The sequence below is a fragment of the Paraburkholderia sediminicola genome, from assembly GCF_046030555.1.
Classification (GTDB): domain Bacteria; phylum Pseudomonadota; class Gammaproteobacteria; order Burkholderiales; family Burkholderiaceae; genus Paraburkholderia; species Paraburkholderia sediminicola_E.
Window position 1 is genome coordinate 105,571 of record NZ_JAQQCH010000005.1, and the last position, 19,472, is coordinate 125,042.

The 19,472-nt window shown below is 63.5% G+C and carries 12 protein-coding genes; 4 read left to right on the top strand and 8 right to left on the bottom strand.

From position 1 onward, the window contains the following. Positions 1–77: 77 nt before the first annotated feature. The 3 genes from pyrH to rpsB all read right to left on the bottom strand — a co-directional run bounded on the left by pyrH (position 78) and on the right by rpsB (position 2,839). Positions 78–791 (bottom strand): UMP kinase, encoded by a 714-nt coding sequence (gene pyrH / locus PQQ52_RS09840; RefSeq protein WP_011488865.1) that lies wholly within the window; start codon positions 789–791, stop codon positions 78–80. Between the two features lie 221 nt (positions 792–1,012). After that, the gene (gene tsf / locus PQQ52_RS09845; protein WP_408210326.1) at positions 1,013–1,894 is read right to left on the bottom strand and encodes a translation elongation factor Ts; all 882 of its coding nucleotides are present in this window, start codon (positions 1,892–1,894) and stop codon (positions 1,013–1,015) included. A gap of 192 nt (positions 1,895–2,086) precedes the next feature. After that, a complete protein-coding gene (rpsB, locus tag PQQ52_RS09850; RefSeq protein WP_408209819.1) occupies positions 2,087–2,839 on the bottom strand; it encodes a 30S ribosomal protein S2 in 753 nt (250 codons plus the stop codon). 405 nt (positions 2,840–3,244) lie between these two features. Between rpsB and map the strand changes: the two genes are divergently transcribed. Genes map through PQQ52_RS09865 form a run of 3 tightly spaced genes read left to right on the top strand, consistent with a single transcriptional unit; the run spans position 3,245 to position 8,924 of the window. Then, complete coding sequence (map, locus tag PQQ52_RS09855; RefSeq protein WP_408209822.1) at positions 3,245–4,054, top strand: type I methionyl aminopeptidase; 810 nt, start codon at positions 3,245–3,247, stop codon at positions 4,052–4,054. Between the two features lie 31 nt (positions 4,055–4,085). Next, positions 4,086–6,665, top strand: a complete 2,580-nt coding sequence (locus PQQ52_RS09860) for a [protein-PII] uridylyltransferase (protein ID WP_408209825.1) — start codon at positions 4,086–4,088, stop codon at positions 6,663–6,665. Between the two features lie 6 nt (positions 6,666–6,671). Further along, positions 6,672–8,924, top strand: a complete 2,253-nt coding sequence (locus PQQ52_RS09865; RefSeq protein ID WP_408209828.1) for a pseudouridine synthase — start codon at positions 6,672–6,674, stop codon at positions 8,922–8,924. Positions 8,925–9,069: 145 nt separating this feature from the next. Here PQQ52_RS09865 and def read toward each other — a convergent pair whose 3' ends face one another. The 5 genes from def to PQQ52_RS09890 all read right to left on the bottom strand — a co-directional run bounded on the left by def (position 9,070) and on the right by PQQ52_RS09890 (position 17,885). Then, a complete protein-coding gene (gene def / locus PQQ52_RS09870) occupies positions 9,070–9,603 on the bottom strand; it encodes a peptide deformylase (protein WP_325046819.1) in 534 nt (177 codons plus the stop codon). Then, positions 9,600–11,666, bottom strand: a complete 2,067-nt coding sequence (ligA, locus tag PQQ52_RS09875) for an NAD-dependent DNA ligase LigA (RefSeq protein WP_408209833.1) — start codon at positions 11,664–11,666, stop codon at positions 9,600–9,602. Before ligA ends, def begins: the two co-directional genes overlap by 4 nt. A gap of 175 nt (positions 11,667–11,841) precedes the next feature. Next, the gene (locus tag PQQ52_RS09880; RefSeq protein WP_408209835.1) at positions 11,842–13,113 is read right to left on the bottom strand and encodes a cell division protein ZipA C-terminal FtsZ-binding domain-containing protein; all 1,272 of its coding nucleotides are present in this window, start codon (positions 13,111–13,113) and stop codon (positions 11,842–11,844) included. A gap of 117 nt (positions 13,114–13,230) precedes the next feature. After that, a complete protein-coding gene (gene smc, locus PQQ52_RS09885; protein WP_408209838.1) occupies positions 13,231–16,749 on the bottom strand; it encodes a chromosome segregation protein SMC in 3,519 nt (1,172 codons plus the stop codon). A 149-nt stretch (positions 16,750–16,898) separates the two neighbouring features. Continuing rightward, a complete protein-coding gene (locus PQQ52_RS09890) occupies positions 16,899–17,885 on the bottom strand; it encodes a DMT family transporter (protein ID WP_408209841.1) in 987 nt (328 codons plus the stop codon). Positions 17,886–18,253: 368 nt separating this feature from the next. On the opposite strand from PQQ52_RS09890, the gene dapC reads away from it, so the two are divergent. Then, positions 18,254–19,471, top strand: a complete 1,218-nt coding sequence (gene dapC / locus PQQ52_RS09895) for a succinyldiaminopimelate transaminase (protein ID WP_408209843.1) — start codon at positions 18,254–18,256, stop codon at positions 19,469–19,471. The last annotated feature ends 1 nt before the right edge of the window (position 19,472 follow it).

Genomic DNA, 19,472 nt, shown 5'->3' on the forward strand with positions numbered 1-19,472 from the left:
ACGGTGCGAGCCGGCCAGCGCGCGCAATATGCGGCGGCCTGGGCCCGCGTTAAAGCCCACGTTGTGTGAACGAGAGTTTACACGTGGACGAGGGTACCCTCGTCCTCGCCTTGTACGATGCGCTTGAGCGCGCCCGGCTTGACGATAGAAAACACCCGGATCGGCAGCTTCTGGTCGCGGCACAGCGCGAACGCCGTGGCGTCCATCACCTGCAGATTGCGGCCGATGGCTTCGTCGAAGCTGATCGTGGTGTAGCGGGTCGCGCTCGGGTCCTTCTTGGGGTCGGCGGAGTAGACGCCGTCCACCTTGGTGGCTTTCAGCACGACTTCCGCGCCGATTTCAGAGCCGCGCAGTGCAGCGGCCGTATCCGTCGTGAAGAACGGATTGCCGGTGCCGGCCGCGAAAATCACGACTTTGCCTTCTTCGAGCTGGCGAATCGCGCGGGGCCGGATGTACGGCTCGACCACCTGGTCCATGCGCAGCGCGGATTGCACGCGCGCTTCAATACCGGCGTGGCGCATGGCATCCTGCAGCGCCAGCGCGTTCATCATGGTGGCCAGCATGCCCATATAGTCAGCCGTGGCGCGATCCATGCCGGCCGCGCCGCCCGCCACGCCGCGGAAAATATTGCCGCCGCCGATCACCACGGCCAGCTGCGTTCCGAGACGGACCACTTCGGCCACGTCCGCTACCATTCGTTCGATGGTTGCGCGATTAATGCCAAAGGCATCGTCGCCCATCAGAGCTTCACCGGAGAGTTTGAGCAGGACGCGTTTATAGGCAGTGGGCATAGGGGGTATCCAGATCGCGCAGAACAGGGCAACAACAAGGGACTAATGTAGGGGTGAAATGCTGATTCGGGCAAGCGTCGCCAAATTGACGAACCCTGGGGTTCGCCAGAGGCGGCTGCGCAGCGAGGGTCAACCCGCGCGCAGCCTTGCGGCGCCGCCGACCGCGGCAAAGTCTTGCTCCGCCGCGGGTCCAACGGTACTAATTGAAGCTTAAGCGATGCTTATTGTTGCTTTGCAGCAGCGACTTGAGCGGCCACTTCAGCTGCGAAGTCGTCCTGCTTCTTCTCGATGCCTTCGCCGACCACGAACAGCGCGAACTTCTGCACGCTCGCGTTGCCAGCCTTCAGCATCTGTTCGATCGTCTGCTTGTCGTTCTTAACGAACGTCTGGTTCAGCAGCGACACTTCCTTCAGGTACTTCTGCACGCTGCCGTCGACCATCTTGGCGACGATTTCAGCCGGCTTGCCCGATTCAGCAGCCTTTTGTTCAGCAATGCTGCGTTCCTTGGCGATCAGATCCGCCGGGACGTCGTCCGACGACAGCGAAACCGGCTTCATGGCGGCAATGTGCATTGCCACGTCCTTGCCGACCTGCTCGTCCGCGCCGGTGTACTCGACCAGCACGCCGATACGCGTGCCGTGCAGGTACGCTGCCAGCTTGTTCGAGGTTTCGAAACGCACGAAACGACGGATCGACAGGTTTTCACCGATCTTGCCGACCAGTGCCAGACGCACTGCGTCGACCGTCGAGCCGTCCAGCGGCAGTGCCGACAGAGCCGCGACGTCAGCCGGGTTTTGCGTAGCGACCAGTTCAGCAACGGTCTTCGAGAAAGCCAGGAAATCATCGTTCTTCGAAACGAAGTCGGTTTCGCAGTTCAGCTCGACCAGCGAACCCGCGTTGCCGCCGATGAACGATGCGACTACGCCTTCAGCCGTCACGCGCGATGCTGCCTTGCTTGCCTTGTTGCCCAGCTTCACGCGCAGCAGCTCTTCAGCGCGCGCCATGTCGCCGTCGGCTTCCGTCAGCGCCTTCTTGCATTCCATCATCGGCGCGTCAGTCTTTGCGCGCAGTTCTGCAACCATGCTTGCGGTAATTGCCGCCATCATTTGCTCCTTGAGTTCCGTCTGTCACACGCCGCCCGGACTTCGATACCGGCGGCAAGAATTCGTTTCAACGTTGCACGTATTTTTTACGGACAACGTTTAGGCACTGCTTACACCACACCACTACTTTGTCGCGGCTTAAAAAAAGGGGGCCTGTAGAAAGCCCCCTTTTTTGCCGGACACGGGGCAGCTTTACGCTTCCGAGTTGACCTCGACGAACTCGTCGCCGTCGCCGCCACGGGCAGCTTGCACCACTTCGTTGACCGCGTTAGCACGGCCTTCGAGGATCGCGTCAGCCACGCCAGCGGTGTACAGAGCGACAGCCTTCGAAGCGTCGTCGTTACCCGGGATCACGTAGTCGATACCGATCGGCGAGTGGTTCGTGTCGACCACGGCGATGATCGGCACGCCGAGCTTGTTGGCTTCGGTAACGGCAATCTTGTGGTAGCCGACGTCGACCACGAAGATCGCGTCCGGAATACCGCCCATGTCCTTCACGCCGCCAATCGACTTTTGCAGCTTGGCCATTTCGCGTTCGAACAGGAGCGCTTCCTTCTTGCTCATGCGTTCGGTTTCGCCTGCTTCCAGCGCTGCTTCCATGTCTTTCAGGCGCTTGATCGATACTTTCAGCGTCTTGAAGTTGGTCAGCATGCCGCCGAGCCAGCGCGCGTTGACGTACGGCATACCAGCGCGCTTTGCCTCTTCAGCGATGGTGTCGCGCGACTGGCGCTTCGTACCAACGAACAGGATCGTGCCGCGATTGGCTGCCAGTTGACGCGCGTACTTCAGCGCGTCGTTGTACATCGGCAGCGTCTTTTCGAGGTTGATAATGTGAATCTTGTTGCGATGGCCGAAAATGAAGGGGGCCATCTTCGGGTTCCAGAAGCGCGTTTGGTGACCGAAGTGGACACCGGCTTCCAGCATTTGACGCATGGTAACTGCCATGAAATTCTCCGCGAGGGTTGGGTCTTAAGCCGGCTGCCGCATCTGCCGCGCTGCCATTGTTTTCTGGCTGAACGCGACGGACACCCTGGGTGCGCCGGCTTGCGAGTCTGCTGCCCTGGTACTGCCTTACCCCATAGCGCAGGCAACTATCGCTACAGAGGGTCTTTCCCGCCAGTTTGCGCCCATTAGGACAGCAATAAAGCAACAAAATAAGACAGGGATCGACTTAGCCAAAGATTATAGCACGTGACTATCGGCCGACTCAACCTGCGCGGTAGCTCCTGCTTGCCGCAGCCGGGTTGCACCTACGCGCTCGCCGCCTGATGGCAAAACACTGGCAAAACCCTGCGGCGGCCGGAATATGGTGCGATAATCTTGCAATAAATCGCATTTCAGGCCCGACTCATGGCTATTACGCTCAAAAACGAACACGATATCGCGCAGATGCGCGTCGCTTGCAAACTCGCCAGCGAAGTGCTCGACTACATCACGCCGTTCGTTGTAGCCGGCATTACAACCGGCGAACTCGACCGGCTGTGTCACGAATATATGCTCAAGGAACAAGGCACGGTCCCGGCGCCGCTGAATTATCAGCCGCCCGGCTATCCCCCTTATCCGAAAGCCACCTGTATTTCGGTGAACGACGTGATCTGCCACGGCATTCCGGGCGACAAGACGCTGAAGAACGGCGACGCGCTGAATATCGACATCACGGTGATCAAGGAAGGCTATTTCGGCGACACCAGCCGGATGTTCATCGTCGGCGAAGGCTCGATCATGGCAAAGCGCCTCGTGCAGACCACCTTCGAATGCATGTGGCTCGGCATCGATCAGGTGCGCCCGGGCGCCCATCTCGGCGACATCGGCTATGCAATCCAGAAACACGCCGAAGGTCAGGGCTACAGCGTGGTACGTGAATATTGCGGCCACGGCATCGGCACGGTATTCCACGAAGACCCGCAGATTCTGCATTACGGCCGCCCCGGCACCGGGCTCGAACTGCAGACCGGCATGATCTTCACGATCGAACCGATGATCAATGCCGGTCGGCGCGATATCCGCACCATGCCGGATCAGTGGACCGTCAAGACCAAAGATCGCAGTCTGTCGGCACAGTGGGAACACACCATACTCGTCACCGAAACCGGTTACGACGTGCTGACTGTCTCAGCTGGCACGCCCGCGCGTCCGCCGGTTGTCGCAGCTACAGCCTGACCGACTTCCGACCCCACCCGCCAGCCTGCCAATGAGTAGTGTTCCAGCCGTCGCCCACTCCCATGCCACGTCGCTCAAGGCGGACTATAAAGTGGCCAAAGCCCAGTTGCTGGAACGCTTCAAGACCGCCTCCAACGTCGACTCGCTAATGGCCGCGCTCGCGCGTGCCACGGACGAGTCGCTGCGCGCCGCCTGGAACACCTGTCAGCTGCCACCCGAACTGGCCCTGCTGGCCGTGGGCGGTTACGGGCGGGGCGAACTCGCGCCGCACTCCGACATCGATATTCTGGTTCTGCTGCCCGACACGCCGATCGAGCATCTCGAAGCACGCATCGAACGCTTTATCAGCCTCGCGTGGGATTTGGGGCTCGAACTGGGCAGCAGCGTGCGCAGCGTGTCGCAATGTCTCGAAGAAGCCGCCAACGACGTCACCGTGCGCACCTCGCTCCTCGAAGCGCGGCGCATTACGGGCAGCGCCCCGCTCTTCGACGACTTTGCGAAGCGCTACCGCGAAGCGCTCGACCCGCGCGCGTTCTTCCAGGCCAAAGTACTGGAAATGCGTCAACGGCACGCCAAGTTTCAGGACACCCCGTATTCGCTCGAACCGAACATCAAGGAAAGCCCGGGCGGCCTGCGCGATCTGCAACTGATTTTGTGGATTACACAGGCGGCGGGTTTCGGCAGCAGCTGGCGCGAACTCGAAGCACGCGGCCTGATCACCGAGCGTGAAGCGCGCGAACTGCGCCGCAACGAAGGCTTCCTGAAAACACTGCGTGCCCGGCTGCATGTGATCGCCGGCCGCCGTCAGGACATTCTGGTGTTCGACCTGCAAACGCCGGTGGCCGAAAGCTTCGGCTACCAGCCAACGGCCACCAAGCGTGCCAGCGAACAACTGATGCGCCGCTATTACTGGTCCGCCAAAGCGGTTACGCAGCTCGCCACCATCCTGATCCAGAACATCGAAGCGCAGCTTTTCCCCAACACGAGCGGCATCACGCGCGTGCTGTCGGACCGTTTCGTCGAGAAGCAAGGCATGCTGGAAATCGCCAGCGACGACGTATTCCAGCGCGAGCCGAACGCGATCCTCGAAGCTTTCCTGCTCTACGAACAGACGCCGGGCGTGAAGGGTTTGTCGGCGCGCACGCTGCGCGCGATCTATAACGCCCGCGAAGTGATGGATCAGCACTGGCGGCGCGATCCGGAAAACCGGCGCCTGTTCATGGACATCCTGAAGCAGGCGGCCGGCATCACGCATGCGCTGCGTCTGATGAACCAGACCAGTGTGCTCGGGCGCTATCTGCTGAACTTCCGGCGCATTGTCGGACAGATGCAGCACGACCTGTACCACGTCTACACGGTCGATCAGCACATCCTGATGGTATTGCGTAACCTGCGCCGCTTCGCGGTGGCAGAGCATGCGCACGAATATCCGTTCTGCAGCCAGTTGATCGTGAACTTCGACCGGCCGTGGGTGCTGTACGTGGCCGCTCTCTTTCACGATATCGCCAAGGGCCGCGGCGGCGACCATTCCACGCTCGGCATGGCCGATGCGCGGCGCTTTTGCCGCACCCACGGCATTGAGGGCGAGGACGGCGAACTGGTGGTGTGGCTGGTCCAGCAGCATCTGACCATGAGCCAGGTCGCGCAGAAGCAGGATACGAGCGACCCCGAAGTCATCAAGCGGTTTGCCGAACTGGTCGGCAACGAGCGCCGGCTGACCGCGCTTTACCTGCTGACCGTGGCCGACATTCGCGGCACCAGCCCGAAAGTCTGGAACACGTGGAAAGGTAAGCTGCTGGAGGACCTGTACCGCGCCACCCTGGCTGTGCTCGGTGGCGCGCGGCCCGACGCGCATTCAGAACTGAAATCGCGCCAGGAAGAGGCGCTTGCGCTGCTGCGCCTTGAAACCGTGCCGGAAGGCGCGCAAAAGGCGCTGTGGGACAAGCTCGATATCGGCTATTTCCTGCGCCACGACGCCGCGGACATCGCGTGGCAAACCCGCGTGCTGTACCGGCACGTCGAGACCACGACGCCGATTGTCCGGGCGCGTCCATCGCCGATCGGCGAAGCGCTTCAGGTGCTCGTGTATGTGAAGGACCAACCCGATCTGTTCGCCGGCATTTGTGCGTATTTCGACCGCAACGGCTTGTCGGTGCTCGATGCGCGGGTCAGCACGACCCGTCACGGGTACGCGCTCGATAATTTCCTCGTCGCGCATACCGAAGAAGACGTGCATTATCGCGATATTGCCAATCTGGTCGAACAGGAACTGACCGCACGCCTCACGGGTGACGGCACCCTGCTCCCGGGACCGTCGAAAGGCCGTTTGTCACGGCTCTCGCGGACCTTCCCTGTTACGCCGCGCGTCGATCTTCGGGCCGACGAGCGCGGCCAATATTACATCCTGTCCGTGTCTGCGAACGACCGGCCGGGCCTTCTTTATTCGATCGCGCGCGTGCTGGCCGAGCACCGGGTCGGCGTCGCGTCGGCGCGGATCAATACGCTCGGCGAACGCGTCGAAGACGTGTTCCTGCTGGATGGGCACGGTCTGTCGGACAACCGCCTGCAAATTCAGGTCGAGACCGAACTGCTGCGCGCGATTGCAGTGTGAGATTTCATGCGAGTCAAATTAACAGCCAAGCACCCGCGGCCGGCTTCGTCCGAACGCGCCCCTGTCCGTACCGGAAGCACCTCGGCGCGTAAGCCGACGCGTCCGACCGGGCCAAGGCCGTCTACGCCGACGGCTGGGTTTAACGGAGCGCGGGGTGAAGGCGCAGCGGGCGGTGGCAAGCGGCCGGCAGGTGCGGGCAAGCCGGCGGGCGCCGGTGCGCGTGCGCCACGGGCTGAAGGATCGTTTTCCCGCGAACGGGATGCGGGTGGCGCCGGCGCTGCGCGCCGGGCGCCGTCGGATCGCCCGCCGCGGCGTGAAGGGGCTGGCGGTGCGCCGCGCCGCTTCGAGGGCAGTGGCGATCGCGCTCCGCGTCGGGACGATGGCGCTCGTGCGCCCCGTAAGTTTGAAGGTAGTGGGGACCGTGCTCCGCGCCGGGACGATGGCGAGCGAGCGCCCCGTAAGTTTGAAGGCGCTGGCGACCGCAGCGAACGTGCTCCGCGTCGCGCTGACGGTGAACGCACTCAAGGCGCACCGCGCCGGTTTGAGGGCAGCGGCGATCGCGCTCCGCGCCGGGACGATGGCGCTCGTGCGCCCCGTAAGTTTGAAGGCGCCGGGGACCGTAGCGAACGTGCTCCGCGTCGTGCTGACGGTGAACGCACTCAAGGCGCTCCGCGTCGGTTTGAGGGCGGCGGTGATCGCGCGCCGCGCCGGGACGATGGCGCTCGTGCGCCGCGTGAGTTTGAAGGCGCCGGGGACCGTAGCGAACGTGCTCCGCGTCGGGACGATGGTGAGCGCGCACCCCGTCGGTTTGAAGGTGGTAGTGAGCGTGCTCCGCGCCGCACCGACGGTGAACGCAGCCAAGGTGCGCCCCGCCGCTTCGAAGGCAGCGCAGATCGCAGTGAACGCGCACCCCGCAGTTTCGAAGGCAATCGCGCTCCGAGACGTGACGACGGCGAACGCCGTTCATTCAGCGGTCCGCGCCCGGGCGCAAGCCGTCCGGCGGAAGGTGGCCCGCGTGGCGAGCGTCCGGCCCGTGATGCATCGGATCGGCCCCGCTTTAGTAGCGACCGTGGCGCCCCGCCGGAACGCCGCAGCGGCGAGCGTGGGCCGCGCAGCGACAGCGCGCCGCGCCGTTTTGAAGGTGAGCGCGGCTCGTCCGAGCGTGGCGAGCGCACATTCGCAAAGCCCGTCAAAAGCGGTTACGGTGATCGCACGGACCCTCCGGCGCGCGCACCGCGCGACGACCGCGGCGAACGAGCCCCAGCCAAACGTGATTTCGGCGATCGTCCGGCGCGTGCCGGCGAACGTAACGAACGTACCGACCGAGGCGAACGCTCCGCTCGCACCTTCGACAAGGCGCTGCCGGCTGCCGGCCGCCGCTTTGGCGATGACAGCCGCCCCGCCCGTGCCGACAAGCCGCGCGGCCCGGCATCCGCAGCCAAAACCGAACGCGGCGCCGATGCCGCGCCGCGCACGCCGCGCCGCGATTACGAAGATGCACCGGGCACCCTGCGCCTGTCCAAGCTGATGTCGGAACTCGGTCTGTGCTCGCGCCGCGAAGCCGACGAGTGGATCGAAAAAGGCTGGGTATTGGTCGACGGCGAGCGGATCGATACGCTCGGCACCAAGGTTCGTCCGGACCAGCGCATCGAGATCGACCCCGCCGCCGAAGCTGCACAAGCGAGCCAGGTGACGGTCCTGATCCACAAGACGGTGGGCTTTGTCTCAGGCCAGGCGGAAGACGGTTACCAGCCGGCCATCACGCTGGTCACGCCGGAAAATCGCTGGGAAGGCGATCGCTCGGACATTCGTTTCTCCGTCTCGCATCTGCGCCAGCTCGCGCCGGCCGGACGCCTGGACATCGATTCGACAGGCTTGCTGGTACTGACGCAGGATGGCCGCATTGCCAAGCAGCTGATCGGCGGCCATTCGGAGATCGACAAGGAGTATCTGGTGCGCGTGTCGTTCGGCGAGCACACCACTGACGTCGAAAGTCACTTCCCGCCGGAAAGCCTCGCACTGTTGCGCCACGGCCTCTCGCTAGACGACGTGCCGCTGAAGCTTGCACAGGTCAGTTGGCAAAACGGCGAGCAACTGCGTTTCGTGCTGCGCGAAGGCAAGAAGCGTCAGATCCGCCGGATGTGCGAGCTGGTCGGTCTCGAAGTGATCGGCCTGAAGCGCGTGCGGATGGGTCAGGTGATGCTGGGCGCTCTGCCGCCGGGCCAATGGCGTTATCTGTCGGCGGACGAATCGTTCTGATGCCGGGAGCTTGACGCTCAAACAGCGAACGACTTGCGGTGCTCTACCGTAAAGCTCGCCCAACAAAAAACCCACGCATTGGCGTGGGTTTTTTGTTTCCAGCGACAAACGCGACGATGCGATCGCCGTCCGCCAGAATGCGGCGTCAGTCGTCGCTATTCGGGTCCATATCTGGAAACAGGATTTCCGTGAAACCGAACTTCGCGAAATCGTTGATCCGCATCGGGTACAGCTTGCCGATCAGGTGATCGCACTCATGCTGCACGACGCGCGCGTGAAAGCCCTCGGCGACGCGGTCGATCGGCTTGCCGAATTGATCGAAGCCGTGATACTTGATCATCGAGAACCGGCTCACCGCCCCTCGCAAGCCCGGCACCGACAGACAGCCTTCCCAGCCCTCTTCCATATCTTGAGACACCGGCGTGATAGTCGGGTTGATCAGCACGGTTTCCGGCACCGGCGGCGCGTCCGGATAGCGCTCGTTGTGCCCGAAGCCGAAGATCACCACCTGCAGGTTGACGCCGATCTGCGGTGCGGCAAGTCCCGCACCGTTCGCGTCATGCATGGTCTCGAACATGTCTTTGACAAGCTCATGCAATTCCGGGGTGTCGAAATGGTCGACAGGATCGGCAATTTGCAAAAGGCGCGGATCGCCCATCTTGAGAATTTCGCGGATCATAACTGCCCCTCCAGGAGCTTACGCATACCATCTTCGTCGAGTATGGGGACACCGAGTTCCTCCGCCTTCGCCAACTTGCTGCCGGCTTCGGCTCCGGCCACCACGTAGTCTGTTTTCTTCGACACTGAACCGGCCACTTTCGCTCCTGCCGCCTCGAGCATTTCCTTCGCTTCTTCGCGCGCCAGCGTCGGCAAGGTGCCGGTCAATACGACCGTCTTGCCGGCCAGCACGCCTTGCGGCGCCTTCGGCGCGGGCGGCCCTTCCTGCCATGTGACCTTGCCAGGCGCGCGCAGTTGCTCGATCACCGTGCGGTTGTGCTCTTCGGCAAAAAACTGATGAATCGACTCGGCCACCACTGGTCCGACATCGTTCACCTCCAGCAGTTCTTCGACCGAAGCATCCATGATCGGATTCAGCGAGCCGAAATGTTTGGCCAGATCTTTCGCCGTTGATTCGCCCACATGCCGGATACCGAGCGCGTAAATAAAGCGCGCCAGCGTGGTGTGCTTGGCTTTTTCCAGCGAGTCGAGCAGATTCTGAGCGGACTTTTCGGCAAAGCGGTCGAGTTCGGCAAGCGTTGCAAAGCCGACGTTGAACAGATCGGCCGGCGTACGCACCAGATTCTGCTCGACGAGTTGATCGATGATCTTTTCGCCGAGCCCGTCGATATCCAGCGCCCGCCGCTGCGCAAAGTGCCACAACGCCTGCTTGCGCTGCGCCGGGCAGAACAGCCCACCCGTGCAGCGCGCAATCGCCTCGTCCGGCAGCCGTTCGATGCTCGAACCGCACACGGGGCAGTGCGTGAGCATGATGAACTCGCGGGCGTCGTCCGGGCGGCGATCTAGCAGCGCGCTCACCACCTCGGGAATCACGTCGCCGGCGCGCCGCACGATCACGGTATCGCCGATGCGGATATCTTTGCGGCGCACTTCGTCTTCATTGTGCAACGTCGCGTTCGTCACCGTCGCGCCGCCGACAAATACCGGTTCCAGCCGCGCCACCGGCGTGATCGCACCGGTGCGGCCGACCTGCACGTCGATCGCGACAAGTTTGGTCAGCGCTTCCTGCGCAGGAAATTTGTGCGCCAATGCGAACCGCGGCGCGCGCGAGACAAAGCCGAGCGCGTCCTGCTCATCGCGTCGGTTGACCTTGTAGACAACGCCGTCGATATCGTAAGGCAGCGTGTCGCGCTTCTCACCTACCGCGTGGAAGAACCCCAGCAAGCCTTCGGCGCCTTGCACCACCGCCCGCTCGCCATTCACCGGCAAACCGAGTTCCTTGTACCAGTCGAGCAGTTCGCTATGCGTGGCCGGCGTCTCGAACCCTTCGAGCACGCCGATTCCATAGGCGAAGAACGACAGCGGCCGCTGCGCGGTGATTTTCGAATCGAGTTGCCGCAGGCTGCCTGCCGCGGCATTGCGCGGATTGGCGAATTCCTTCTGCTCAGCAGCCCGCTGGCGCTCGTTCAGGCGTTCAAAGTCGCGCTTGAACATGAGCACTTCGCCGCGCACGTCGAGTACATGCGGCACGCGTTTTCCCTTGAGCTTGAGTGGAATGGAACGGATCGTGCGGACATTTTCGGTGACGTTCTCGCCGGTGGCGCCGTCGCCTCGCGTGGACGCCTGGACGAACGTGCCGTCGACATAACGCAGCGAGATGGCGAGGCCGTCGAATTTCAGCTCAGCCGCGTAATCGACCGGCACCGGCGGCTCGCTCGCGTTCTTGCCGAGCGCGTCGCCGACGCGCTTGTCGAACGCGACGATGTCTTCGTCCTCGAAGCCGTTGTTCAGCGAAAGCATGGGTTGGTCGTGCACGACCGGCTCGAAACCGGTTGACGCCTCGCCGCCCACGCGCTGGGTGGGCGAATCCGGCACGATCAGGTCCGGATGCTCCGTCTCGATTCGCTCCAGTTCCTTGAAGAGCTTGTCGTATTCCGCGTCCGGCAGGTCCGGCTGGTCGAGCACGTAGTACGCGTAATTGGCGCGTTCGAGTTCCGCGCGCAGCCACGCGGCCCGTTCTGCGGGAGCGCTGGTTGCAGGGTTTGAGGCGGGGGTTCGGGCCATGCTGTCGGAGGCTTCTTCAATGGAATTCAGACATTGGATTATCGCAGGAAGCGTGCCCCTTTACATCGGCCGAATGGCCAGTTTTGTGCGTTCGCCATTGCCGTGAAACGGCCGCTGAAAACGCCAACGGCCGCACATCGTGCGGCCGCCGAGCACTGCATGAAAACCAGAAGCGTTACTGGCTGAACAAACGCCGGGTAGCCGGTGAACCCGCCGGAATGCCCGCCTGTTCGAGCTTTGCGTAAAGCGTCATCAACTGCTTTTCGATCGCCAGCAGCGCGGTTTCCGGCAGCGGACGGCGCCCATCGTCGACCACCCGTCCGCCGATACGCTCAGCCAACGATTTCGCGTAGTCGCACATCAGGCGGAACGGCAGAATGTCTTCGTCCGCGACCGGCACGTCGAGCACCAGCGTGATCATCTGGCCGCCCTTGTAGGTCAGGTCGTCGCGCAGGAAATTAGTGTCGCCGAATTGCAGCATGAACACCGGGCTCTGCTTCGCGTCGAGCTTGACGAAGCGCGTGCCGTCACGCGAGAGCAGCAGGCCGTCCTGCGACGCGATTGCCTGGACATAGTTGGCCGACCAAGGCGCTCCGTCGGAGAGTACGTTGATCGACAGTTGCGCATCGCACTGCGCGGCGAAGCCGTCGAGTTCACGCGCCATCGCCACCGTTTCGAGCATGTCGGGGAATTCCGGCGATGCGTCGAGCGCATCGGCAAACTGCTGCACGCCGGTTACGAACTCCGAAAACTCCAGTTCGTTGAGCGCCCCACTGCGATTGGCCAATTGCGCGGCCGCGCGCAGCTCTTCATAGCGCGCACCGTTCTGCAACAGTTCCCAGGCTCCGCCTTCGAGCTTGCCTTCGATATGTACCGGCTTGCTGCCGGCACGGCGCAGACGCTGCGCGAGCGGAATCACCTTGTCGCCGGCCACCGGTCCATTCAGACGAATCGGCACGATGCAGTCGATGCGGCGATCGACGATAGCCGGCGGCACCGACGAAATCGTCGTGGCAGCGGGCAGGATCGGCTCGACCGGTTCGCCGGCTTGCGCAGCCTTGCCCGTTTCACCCGCCACGCCGCGTTCGGCTTCAGCACCGCCCTCGGCGTCCGGATAACCGTTCGGCGTAGTCGTCTCCGCCTGAATATCGGCCGGCGTATCGAGCGGCGCGGCGGTGACGCCAAAAGTCGGCTCGACGCGCGCCGCCGCGGTTTCCGTTGCAGCCTCTGAACCCACTATCGGTTCGCGCCGCGTGGTCGGCCTGGCCGGTTCAATAAACGGGCTCTGGTTCTCCTGATCGTCCCGCGCGAAACTTTCGGCGGCATCGGCCGGCATCGGGCGCGGCATCTTGCGGCGCACCTTCGCGCCTTGCCACGCGTTGTACACGACCACGCCCCCGACCACCACGGCACCCGCGCCGATCAAACCGAGTGTCAACTCGTCCATGCATGCTCCATCAGCAATTCTTCTGTCTGCGCGGCTATGCGCCCGTCCCATGTGTCGCGCGGCCGGTGGCCACAGCGCTGAACGCGGACGCCCGCGATGATCAACTTAAACGAAAACTCAAACGATATTCTGGGCGAAACCGGCAGCCGATTCCATGTCGACGGCGACGATCCGCGACACGCCCTGCTCCTGCATGGTCACGCCGATCAGTTGCTGCGCCATTTCCATCGCGATCTTGTTGTGCGAAATGAACAGGAACTGCGTCTTGTCCGACATTGCGCGCACGAGGTTCGCGAAGCGTTCCGTGTTGGCGTCGTCGAGCGGCGCGTCCACTTCGTCGAGCAGACAGAACGGCGCGGGATTCAGCTGGAACATCGCGAACACCAGCGCGGTGGCGGTCAATGCCTTCTCGCCGCCCGACAGCAGGTGAATCGTCGAATTCTTCTTGCCCGGCGGCTGCGCCATGACCTGCACGCCGGCGTCGAGAATCTCGTCGCCGGTCATGATCAGTCTGGCCTGGCCACCGCCAAAGAGACGCGGGAACAGCTCGCCGAAATGACGGTTCACTTCGTCGAAGGTGCCTTGCAGCAGCGTACGCGTTTCGCCGTCGATCTTGCGGATCGCGTCTTCGAGCGTTTCGATCGCGTTGTTCAGGTCGGCCGATTGCGCATCGAGGAAAGTCTTGCGCTCGCTCGCCGCCTTCAGTTCGTCCAGCGCGGCCATGTTGACCGGGCCGAGCGCCGTGATCGCGTTGTTGATCCGCGTGACCTCGCCTTGCAGATACGACGGCTTCATGTCCGGCGTGAGCTTGGCCTGCAATTGCGCTTCATCGACGCCGGCCTCGGCCAGTTGTTCGATGAACTGCTCGCCGCTCAGGCGCGCGGCCTGTTCCTTCAACTGCAATTCGTTGATGCGGTCGCGCAGCGGTTGCAACGCACGCTCGGCGGTCAGACGGGTTTCGTCGGCGGCACGCAGTTTGGCGGTCAGATCGTCCAGTTCGAGGCGTGCGGCGTGCAGCGCTTCTTCCTTGACCGCGCGGATATCGAGCGCGTCCTGCAAGCCAGTGTGCGCGGTTTGCTCGTTGATCGTTTCCAGTTCGGCGCGCGCGTCTTCAAGCGACGCTGCGACGCGTTCGCTCTGCTCGTGCGAAACCTGGATGCTGCGCTTCAATTCCTCGATGCGGTTTGCCATGTTGCGCGCGGCGAAGCGCGCGTCGGTGGCGGCCCGATCGAGATCGCGCGATTGGGCGCGTGCAGCGGTGAGCTGTTCGTCGAGTGCTTCGAAGGCCATCTGGTGGTCTTCGAAGCGCGCCTGCAATTCGGCGAGTTCGGAGTCGTGACGCTCGAAATTCGCTTCCGATTCGCCACGCAATGCACGCTGCTCTTCGATCTGCCCGGTGATTTCTTCGAGCTCTTCGCGGATTTGCGTGCTGCGCTGCATGTAGCGCTCTTGCGCCTGCGCGAGCTTGAGCACGTCCATCTGCAAGGCGTGCACGCGTTGGGTCGCGCGCTCCGACTGTTGACGTACATCGGTCAACGCTTGCGCGGCTTGCGTGTGGGCAGCTTCGGCGCGGATCGCGGTGGCCTTAGCCTCATCGGCGAGCAAGGCTTGTGCACGCACCTGACGGCCCAGATTTTCGATTTCCTGCTGACGGGCCAGCATGCCGGCCTGTTCGGAATCGGCGGCATACAACTGGACGCCGACACGCGTCACGACGTGCCCAGCCTTCACGACGAACGAGCCGCCTTCCGGCAACTGCGCGCGCATGGCGAGCGCCTGTTGCAGATCGTCAGCGACAAAGGCGAGGCCGAGCCAATCGTTCAGCACGGCGCGAATACCTGCGTCGTCGATACGAACCAGCGACAGCAGCGGACGCAAAGCCGGCGACGTAGCGACCGGCTGACCGGCTGCCGGCGGCGCGTAGAACGCGAGCTTGGCGGGCGGTGCATCGGTGGCGAACGCTTTGACCCAGTCGAGGTTCGACACTTCCAGGGCGGCGAGCCGCTCGCGCAGCACCGCTTCCAGCGCGGCTTCCCAGCCGGCTTCGACGTGCAGTTTCTTCCACAGACGCGGCAAACCGCTCAGCTCGTGCTTTTCGAGCCACGGCTGAATCTTGCCTTCGGTCTGAACGTTTTCCTGCAATTGCTTGAGCGCGGCAAGGCGTGCGTCGAGCTGATGAATCTGGGCATTCTCCGACTGCACGCGCTCCTGGGCCGTGCGCCGTTCACCGTCGAGACGCGGCAGCGTTTCCTGCGCGTCGGCGAGACGGGTCTGCGCGTCATGCAGGATTTCTTCGTGCTCGGCGAGCTGCATGCGCAGGTCTTCGAGCTGCGCTTCGTCGGGTGCATCGAGACCGCCCGCTTCCGACTTCAGCCGCTCGTGACGCTGTTGCAACTGCTGCAATTGCTGATCGGCATTGCGCTGATGCGCGGCTTCGAGCTTGAGGGCCTGTTCGGTCTGCGCGATACCGCCGCGCTCGGCGTTCAGTTCCGTCTGCGCATCGCGCCAGCGGGCTTCTAGCGCCGGCATCGCATCATGCTTGCCGGCGGCTTCGTCTTCGGCCAACGCGGCTTTTTCTTCGGCGACGGCCAGCTGTTCTTCAGCGTCTTCGAGATCGTCTTGTGCCTTCTGGGCTTGCGACTGCCACTGCTCCCGCTGCGCGGTCAATGCGGCGATCTGCGCCTGCACACGGTTGCGCGATTCGACGATGAACTTGATCTCGGCCTCGAGGCGGCTGACTTCGGCATTTGCCTCGTACAACGCGCCTTGCGCGCCCTGCATCGCGTCGCTGGCGGAATAATGCGCGACGCGCAGCGTTTCGAGCTGCGCTTCGACTTCGCGCAGCTTCGCGGTTTGCGCTTCGAGGTCGATCTGCGCCTGTTCGATTGCGCGTTGCTGGCGTTCCTGCTCGCCACCGGCTTCGTTCTTGCGCAACAGCCACAACAGACGCTGCTTCTCTTCGCCGTCGGCCTGCAAATCCTTGTATCTGGTCGCGACGACCGCCTGCGCCTCGAGCTTCTCGAGATTCGCACTGAGTTCGCGGACGATGTCTTCAACGCGGATCAGATTCTCGCGCGTGTCATGCAGACGGTTCTCCGTCTCGCGGCGGCGTTCCTTGTACTTCGATACGCCCGCGGCTTCTTCGAGGAACACGCGCAGCTCTTCCGGCTTCGCCTCGATCAGGCGCGCGATCATGCCTTGCCCGATGATGGCGTAGGCACGCGGCCCGAGACCCGTGCCGAGGAAGATGTCCTGAATGTCGCGACGGCGCGCCGGCAGATTGTTGATGTAGTAGCTCGAGGTACCGTCGCGCGTGAGCACGCGCTTGACGGCGATTTCGGCATACTGCCCCCACTGCCCGGCGGCACGGCCGTCGGCGTTGTCGAACACGAGTTCGACGCTGGCGCGGCTACCTGGCTTGCGCGCGGTCGAGCCATTGAAGATCACGTCCTGCATCGACTCGCCGCGCAGCTCGGAAGCACGCGATTCGCCGAGCACCCAGCGCACGGCGTCGATGATGTTGGACTTGCCGCACCCATTCGGTCCGACCACGCCAACGAGCTGGCCCGGAACCTGGAAATGCGTGGGATCGACGAATGACTTGAAGCCAGCGAGTTTGATCGAGGTCAGACGCACGGCGATTTCGCTGTTTGAAAAGGGAAAATAAAAAGTGGCTCGTGAGGACCGCGCCAGCCGTTTGCCGATGCAGCGAAACGGGCCGCGAACCCCCGCGATACGGGCGCCAATCGCACACGGTGAAGCGTGCGTCAGCTAATGAGGGGCAATCATACCATCGCGCGTGAGCGGTTCTTACCGTCCTTACGGTCTGTGTCGTCATCGACGTCGAGCCCCACATCCTGATTGGCGGGATCAGGCGGCAACGCCTTGGTCCGGTGCACCCAACTGGACAGTGCCGATGCCAGCACGATGCACGCGCCGCCGGCCCATTCGCGCGGGCCCGGCGTCTCGCCGGCGAAGAGCCACGCGGACAAGGCCGTCACCACGATCTCAAACAGCATGATGATCGAGGCCCGATTGGCCGGCACGCGCGCGAGCCCATATTGCACCAGCATATTGTTCGACGCCAGCAGAAAACCGAGGCCGAGCACTAGCAGCGCGGCCGTGCCGAGATGCGCGCCGGTGGGCGGTGCGGGCATCGCCTCGAACAGCGACGCACAGGCGCTGAAAAGCGCGGCGCCACCGAAGATCGTCGCCGTGCGCATTTCGGGCTTCATCTCAGGCAGCACGCGGCTCGTCTTGAGGATCAGGACGTTGCTCATCGCGAAGCCCATGCCGCCCGCAAGCCCTGCCCATTCGGCGAGGTTGCCGGGCACCGGCAGGCCCAGTTGCGGCGACCACAGCATGGTCATCGCGCCGGCCAGCGACAGCGCGGCGAGACCCGCGCCCGCCCACGTTAACCGTTCGTGCAGGATGAAGTGGGCAAAGAGCGCGGTCCAGGCGGGGGTGAGATAGAACAGCAGCAGGACGCGCATCACTTCGCCGTGGATCGAGCCCCAGACGAAACCGAGATTGGTTACGCCCGCGGCCAGTGCCAGGGCCGGCAGCAGCCAGTGCCAGCGCACGGTCCTGAGCGCGCGATAGCGCACCAGCAGGACGAACAGGCAACCGGCGCCGCTCGTGAGCGCGCTCGCTGCTGTGCCGGTCACGCCGAGCGCATTCAGCATGCGTAGCGGGTACCAGATCATCCCCCACACCGAGGCGCCCAGCATGATCGCGAGCGTCGGCCAGCCATTGCGGAGCCAGTTGGTCATGATGTAAGACTCCCGCGGCGGTTGCTGCTGCGGGCGATGTGGCTGACTTTGCCGACGGCGGCGTTCTTGCGCCCGCTTCGTCTGAATCGTGCGGATGTCTCCGTTGCTGCTACATACATTGCTGCTCCTGCTTCTTTTTTTGCGCGAACCGTCTGCGGTTCACGTCGTTCCCGCTGCGTCGCATTGCCTGCGCTGCCTGGCGGGTTGCGCCGCGCCGGTCCGCGAACGGCTGCGCGCCACGCTATAATCGTTCACTCGCCGTCGCTGCCGCCGTTTTCGCGCCATTCAGGCGTTTTGCTGTCAGCGCGCGTACCCAACATTTCCCTGCATCTGTCTGCGCCCATCTTCGATCAGGCTCGATCCGCCCAGTGAACCCGCTACTCGACTCCCTTCAACCCTACCCGTTCGAAAAGCTGCGCGCGCTTTTCAAGGACGTCACGCCGCCGGCCGGCCTCGCGCACATCAGCTTCGGCATCGGCGAACCGAAACATCCCACGCCGGCGCTGATTCGCGACGCGGTGATTGCCTCGCTCGGCGGTTTGTCGGCTTATCCGGCCACCATTGGTTCGCCGGCACTGCGGGAGTCGATCGCGAAATGGGTGACGCAGCGCTATAACCTGCCCCCGGTCGACCTGGCCACCCAGGTGCTGCCGGTGTCCGGTTCGCGCGAGGCGCTTTTTGCACTCGCACAAACGGTCATCGACCCCAAGCGTAATGCTGACGGCCAGCCTGCGATCGTACTCTGTCCGAACCCGTTCTACCAAATCTACGAAGGCGCGGCGATTCTTGCCGGCGCGCAGCCGTACTTCGTCAATAGCGATCCGGCGCGCAACTTCGCCTGCGACTATTCGGCGGTGCCGGCCGACATCTGGGCGCGCACGCAGCTGCTGTACGTATGCTCGCCGGGCAATCCCACCGGCGCGGTGCTCACACTCGACGACTGGCGCGAGCTGTTCGCGCTGTCGGACCGTTACGGCTTCGTGATCGCCTCGGACGAGTGCTACTCGGAAATCTATTTCGACGAAGCCAATCCGCCGCTTGGCGGCCTGGAAGCGGCCCATAAGCTCGGCCGCGGCTTCGAGCGCCTCGTGATGTTGTCGAGCCTGTCCAAGCGTTCGAATGTGCCTGGCATGCGCTCGGGCTTCGTGGCGGGCGACGCGGCGATCCTGAAAGACTTCCTGCTATACCGGACATACCACGGCGCGGCCTTGTCGACCGTGTTCCAGAGTGCCAGCATCGCGGCCTGGAATGACGAAACGCACGTGCGCGAGAACCGCGCGAAGTACGTGCAGAAGTTTTCCACCGTGACGCCGATGCTCGCCGAGGTGCTCGACGTACGCCTGCCGGACGCCGCGTTCTACCTGTGGGCGGACATCTCGCGCACTGGCCTGTCGGACACCGAGTTCGCCCAGCGCCTCTACGCCGACTATAATGTGACGGTTCTGCCGGGCTCGTTCCTCGCGCGCACTGCGCACGGCGTGAACCCCGGCCGCAATTTCGTGCGCCTCGCGCTCGTCGCCGATGTCGACGAATGCACGCAGGGCGCACAACGGATCGTCGATTTTTGCCGCGCGCTCGCGGGCTGAG

Excerpts from the sequence above, each read along its gene's own strand:
- ligA (WP_408209833.1), bottom strand. The coding sequence starts at position 11,666 with ATGGCCCGAACCCCCGCCTCAAACCCTGCAACCAGCGCTCCCGCAGAA.
- PQQ52_RS09880 (WP_408209835.1), bottom strand. The coding sequence starts at position 13,113 with ATGGACGAGTTGACACTCGGTTTGATCGGCGCGGGTGCCGTGGTGGTC.
- tsf (WP_408210326.1), bottom strand. The coding sequence starts at position 1,894 with ATGGCGGCAATTACCGCAAGCATGGTTGCAGAACTGCGCGCAAAGACT.
- pyrH (WP_011488865.1), bottom strand. The coding sequence starts at position 791 with ATGCCCACTGCCTATAAACGCGTCCTGCTCAAACTCTCCGGTGAAGCT.
- rpsB (WP_408209819.1), bottom strand. The coding sequence starts at position 2,839 with ATGGCAGTTACCATGCGTCAAATGCTGGAAGCCGGTGTCCACTTCGGT.
- PQQ52_RS09860 (WP_408209825.1), top strand. The coding sequence starts at position 4,086 with ATGAGTAGTGTTCCAGCCGTCGCCCACTCCCATGCCACGTCGCTCAAG.
- PQQ52_RS09865 (WP_408209828.1), top strand. The coding sequence starts at position 6,672 with ATGCGAGTCAAATTAACAGCCAAGCACCCGCGGCCGGCTTCGTCCGAA.
- def (WP_325046819.1), bottom strand. The coding sequence starts at position 9,603 with ATGATCCGCGAAATTCTCAAGATGGGCGATCCGCGCCTTTTGCAAATT.
- map (WP_408209822.1), top strand. The coding sequence starts at position 3,245 with ATGGCTATTACGCTCAAAAACGAACACGATATCGCGCAGATGCGCGTC.
- PQQ52_RS09890 (WP_408209841.1), bottom strand. The coding sequence starts at position 17,885 with ATGACCAACTGGCTCCGCAATGGCTGGCCGACGCTCGCGATCATGCTG.